The 5,269-nt window shown below is 40.4% G+C and carries 4 protein-coding genes; 2 read left to right on the plus strand and 2 right to left on the minus strand.

Annotated elements, in window-relative coordinates:
* Positions 1-63: 63 nt before the first annotated feature.
* Positions 64-1,116: a DUF5694 domain-containing protein gene (locus tag AC1DRQ_RS29190; protein ID WP_477429297.1), complete on the minus strand. Its 1,053-nt coding sequence runs from the start codon at positions 1,114-1,116 to the stop codon at positions 64-66.
* 309 nt (positions 1,117-1,425) lie between these two features.
* Here AC1DRQ_RS29190 and AC1DRQ_RS29195 point away from each other — a divergent pair, with 309 nt between their 5' ends.
* Positions 1,426-2,379, plus strand: a complete 954-nt coding sequence (locus AC1DRQ_RS29195; protein WP_477429299.1) for a hypothetical protein — start codon at positions 1,426-1,428, stop codon at positions 2,377-2,379.
* A gap of 260 nt (positions 2,380-2,639) precedes the next feature.
* On the opposite strand, the gene AC1DRQ_RS29200 is transcribed toward AC1DRQ_RS29195, so the two are convergent.
* Positions 2,640-2,768, minus strand: coding sequence for a hypothetical protein (locus AC1DRQ_RS29200; protein ID WP_477429301.1), 129 nt, complete (start codon positions 2,766-2,768; stop codon positions 2,640-2,642).
* Positions 2,769-2,772: 4 nt separating this feature from the next.
* Between AC1DRQ_RS29200 and AC1DRQ_RS29205 the strand changes: the two genes are divergently transcribed.
* The gene (locus AC1DRQ_RS29205; RefSeq protein WP_477429302.1) at positions 2,773-5,214 is read left to right on the plus strand and encodes a TonB-dependent receptor domain-containing protein; all 2,442 of its coding nucleotides are present in this window, start codon (positions 2,773-2,775) and stop codon (positions 5,212-5,214) included.
* The last annotated feature ends 55 nt before the right edge of the window (positions 5,215-5,269 follow it).

Consider the following 5,269-nt stretch of genomic DNA (forward strand, 5'->3'; position numbering starts at 1 on the left):
TATATACTGCAATTACAATCTTCCGAACACCTATAGTGTTATCACCAACCATCTGCTGAATATCTATTTAAATTCATTGATATTTCTTATCCTCACATTTGGCATACTTTTGAAAATGTCTTGCATATATTTTGTATGACTGGACCCGACAATAACGACCACTTTTTTCGCCCCTGCTATTCTCGCTCTATTTACAACATTGTCACACATTCCCTTATTTCTCATTATCCACCAATGTATTTTTGAAAGCATTTCTTCTTTAGGAAAGTTCTTCATATCATACATCTCTGGCAAATAAAAATCGTCTGAGGCAGAAATGGCAGATGCCTCGTCCGTGTTTAACCATTCCGTTACAGTTTTTGAAGATTTTTCAATACTTTGATATTTTTCAGAACCATTATTGATCTTAGTCAAATTCGATTTCAATTCTTTTCCAAAGGACGCAGTAGTATCTTTTCTAAATAAATTAAATTTTGCATCGAATGCTGCCCAGGCTGCTCCCCAATTCAAATCGTAATCTTGACAATCCATAGAAAGCAATTCGTGAATTCCCATTTCCTGCATCATTGGAAATGCTATAAGTGCATATTCAGAGGTTTTCAGTCTTTTCATACTTCGCCCTGTTGTATCCAATTGAGGACTAAGTAATTTATTAACATAGTTTTCAAGTTTAGCATCAGGTGTTTGCTGAAGGTTATTGAAAACTTGCCAGAATTGATAGTGGCCGTTTGCAACATCTTGATTAAGATAATAGGCATGGGCTAAATCAGTTTTTACCCGATAGTCTTTGGGTTTTGATAGGGATAGTTTTTTTAAACTGTCAATTGTCTTAGGAAGCATCGCTACTGCTATACTTCGATTGTTCATCAGCATTTTTAGCCGTTTGATATTGTCCTGTTTACACCAATAATCCATCACAAGTCGCTCATCTTCCTTACTCAAGAACTCGCCAAAAAAAGCATTAGGTTCGAATTTTTTGATTTTATTATAAATGCCGGAAAAATCCTGTGTAGGGTACTTGCTATAGTTATGGGAAGCACCTATCAGTATAATATCCACTTGTTGCGCACTGGCGTTAATCGAAATGAAGAAAATAAAAAAAATGAAATACTTCATATTTCTGCCTTTTGTTTAGTTTAAGTGTTTGTCAGCTCTATTCATTTCAACCAATGATGACGGCCTGGTCATGTGGCGTTATTTGAAAATCGTCTGTATTTGTCTGCTACTAAATTTATAGATAAAAATTTATTATTTCCCTAAAAGATGAAACTCTCCCATCTGGTTGCCGTGGCGAATAGCTTTTTATAAAAGCGGGATGATTATTATAAGCACCGCTGCAACTCACTTATTTTAAGTATTTTTATCAAATTGAGAATTACATGACAAAGTTTATTTATTTTACAACTACGCTAATCAGCACCTAATTTGAAGAACCTGCTATATATACTTTTTTTTACCTTATTCATAACTGCAGGGGCGCAAGCTCAACCTGCGCATCCGGATACGGTGCTAAGCGGAATCTATATCACCAGTATTCATGATATCAATTTTAAGGATAAGGAATACACCGTTAATCTTTGGCTTTGGTTAAAATACAAGAACAAAGATTTTGACTTTTTGCAAAATCTAGAAGTACCACAGGCAAAATCCGTTTCCAGATCCTTTTCAACAATTGATACATCCGGGAGCAGAGTTTACCTACTGATGAAACTGCAATGCGTAATGAAGGATTCATGGGCAATTGACAATTTTCCGTTTGACCGGCAAAAGCTGCGTTTCTCTATTGAGAATTCACAATTCGATTCTAAATCGCTGATTTTCGCCGCGGATACGCTGGGCAAACATTTCGACCCGCGTTTTACACTCAGGGGGTGGCGCATCGATAGCCTTGATATCTCCACCGGGATCAAAGCCTATGAAACCGCCTTCGGGGATGAGAACCTGAAGAAGCCCCATACTGATTACAGTAATTTTAAGGTCAAAATTGTGATCAACAGGGATGCAATGGGGCTGTTCTGGAAAATGTTTTTGGGCATGTATATAGCCTTCTTTATCGCCTACATGTGCTTCTATATCCATACAGACAGTATCGATTCACGCTTTGGACTAAGTGTTGGATCACTTTTCGCGGTAATTGGTAATAAATATATCGTCGATTCATCACTGCCCGATTCCACCACCTTCACTTTAGTGGATACCCTACATGGAATTACGCTGTTGTTCATACTAACCATTATCATATCCACATCCTATACCCTGAAACTTGTTAAGCAAGAGAAAATTGAACAAGCTAAAAAGTTTGACAGGATGGGTGCCTGGGTTCTGCTGTCTGTTTACGTATTACTCAACTCCTATTTTATTATCATGGCCAGCCAGTAACTGTTCACATGATTACCACTCTGTGACTTTTCCTTATAACACATAAAGTATTAAAAAACACAAACGCCTGTAGTCCGGCACTATATAAAGACTAAGGTCAGCCAAACTTTTAGGCATAAATAAAGGGGGGAATTTTTTCTCCCCTTTTCCTGTTAATAGGGGCTGATGCTTAAAACAGCAATAACCCTATTATCTCAAATTGCAATGGATCTTATTTTTATTTGGATTTATTCTAAATAATAATTTACTTTGCAGCTCACCTATAACGCTTCGCCATGAAAAAATACGGCCCATCCTGAAAGCCCTTCTAAAAAAAGCCCGGTGATCCGTCGCCAAACATCCCACCAGGCAAATGTTAACAAATCCTTAAACACATTAATCCATTTCATAATAATGAACCATTCAGTATGCAGTAATAACTTTACTTCTTTTACCCTCAAAAAAGTTTACCTAACCCTATTATTCCTGTCAATGGCGGGTATAACATTCGCGCAAACCGGTACGATCACCGGTTCTGTAAAAACAGCCGACGGCAGCCCGGCCGAGTCTGTAAGCATCGCAATTCAGGGGAGCAGCAAGGGCGCCCTCACCGATCAGAAAGGGAATTACCAGCTGCGAAATGTGAAGGTTGGACAATACCTTTTAATAGCCTCACTAATTGGCCTTGAAAAACAAGAACAGCGGGTTGAAGTAAAGCAAGGCGAAAAACTAACCATTAACTTTGTACTGAAAGAAAATACAGCACAATTAAATGAGGTTACCATATCAGCCAGGAATTCCAATAAGGTAAATACGATAGTAGCTAAAATGCCTTTAAAAAAACTGGAGAATCCGCAAGTTTACACCACCGTTTCTTCGGAGATAATCAAGCAGCAGGGTATTACCAATTTTGATGACGCGATGCGTAACGTTCCCGGCATTTCCAGAACGTGGGAATCAACAGGCAGAGCCGGTGACGGTGCCTCCTACTTCGCATTACGGGGATTTGAGGCACAACCTTCCCTGTACAACGGCTTGCCTGGCTTTACCAACGGCGACCTCGACCCGGCCGATATAGAAGAAATACAAGTACTGAAAGGTCCTTCGGGAACCCTTTTCGGCGCCAACTTTGTAGGTTACGGTGGCATCATCAACGTTGTAACCAAAAAGCCCTACTTTACTACAGGAGGCGAGATCACTTATAATATCGGCAGTTTTGGTCTCAACAGGATCTCTGCTGATGTAAACACGCCTCTCAGCAGAACAGAAAAGGTTGCTTTACGCATTAATACCGCCTATTCCTCAGAAAACAGCTTCCAGGATGCCGGTTATAAAAAGACATTCTTTTTTGCGCCTTCATTGGTTTATCAGGCTAATGATAAGCTGACCTTTAATTTCATGGCCGAGATTTTACAGGAAGACAGGGCTGTAGCACCGGTATTTTTCCATACAAACCGCGTAGACCCACTTACTTTTAAAACAATAAAAGATCTTAATCTGGATAATAACCAGTCATTCACCAGCAATGACCTGTCGATCAAAAACCCGCGCTACAATTTGCAGGGACAAATGCAGTATAAAATATCCGATCAATGGACCTCGCAAACTGTTATTTCAAGAGGTTCGGCACAGTCCAAAGGTTATTATGGCTACATATTTGGCAACGAGGCCGGAAGCAATGAATTTGAGCAGTACATCCATAAAGAAAATCAAACCAGCAATACCACCGACATTCAGCAAAATTTCAATGGCGATTTCAAGATCGGCGGTTTAAGAAACCGTTTACTGATCGGGCTTGACTATTTTAACAGAAATATCATAGATAATGGCACCGGTTACGGGTTTATGCGATATGTTACCCCCCAGGGAGCAATAAGCTATGCAGATCCCGCTCACCCGGTATATACTACCCAAAACTCAGTTGACAGTTTATTAGCAGGCACCGGCGCAAGCAAAAGTAATGTAAGCAATAGCTCCTACAGCGCATATGTATCCGATGTGATCAACATCACCCCTGAATTATCGGTAATGGCGAGCTTAAGGGCAGATTATTTTGTATCAAAAGGTGAAAAAGCGGACCCTTCAGACAATTTCAATCAGTTCGCACTGTCACCAAAATTCGGTTTGATTTATCAGCCTGTTTTAGATAAGGTATCACTTTTTGCCAATTATATGAATTCGTTTTTAAACGTAGCTCCGCAACAGGTAACTGATGTCGATGGTAGCAACCCTCGTGTTAAATCATTTAAACCCGAGCATGCCAATCAGCTGGAATTTGGTGTAAAGACCAACTTATTCTCAGATAAATTATCAGCCACAATTTCTTATTATAACATTAAAGTGGCCAACAGGGTAACACCGCTCGTAGGCAATATCAATGACGCCGACCAGCGCGGGGCAGTAAAAAGTAAAGGATTTGAGCTGGACCTGAATGCCAACCCGGCCCCTGGCTTCAACCTGATCGCTGGGTACAGCCATAACCATATCGTGAATACGTCAAGCAACGGAACCGATTTTTATACTGAGCAGGGCCGGGCACCCGGAGGGCAAGGACCGCAGGACCTGGCTAACTTATGGGCGACCTACAAATTTACCCGTGGCTCACTAAAAGACTTTGGTTTTGGCCTTGGCGGAAACTACGCCGGTGTTTATAAAGTGGTTGATAACAGCGTGGTTGGTGTATTTGACCTGCCCAGTTATACGTTGCTCAATGCCAGCTTATTTTATAATGCTGATCGTTACCGTTTTACATTTAATGCTAACAACATCACCAACGAAAAATATTACATCGGTTACTGGTCGGTTAACCCGCAGCGCCCGGTCAATTTTACGGCGAGCGTTGCATTTAAATTTTAAGTAAATAAAAAGCCCGGTGATCCGTCGCCAAACATCCTACCGGGCAATGTTAACA

The organism is Mucilaginibacter sp. P4_E8 (genome assembly GCF_056401495.1).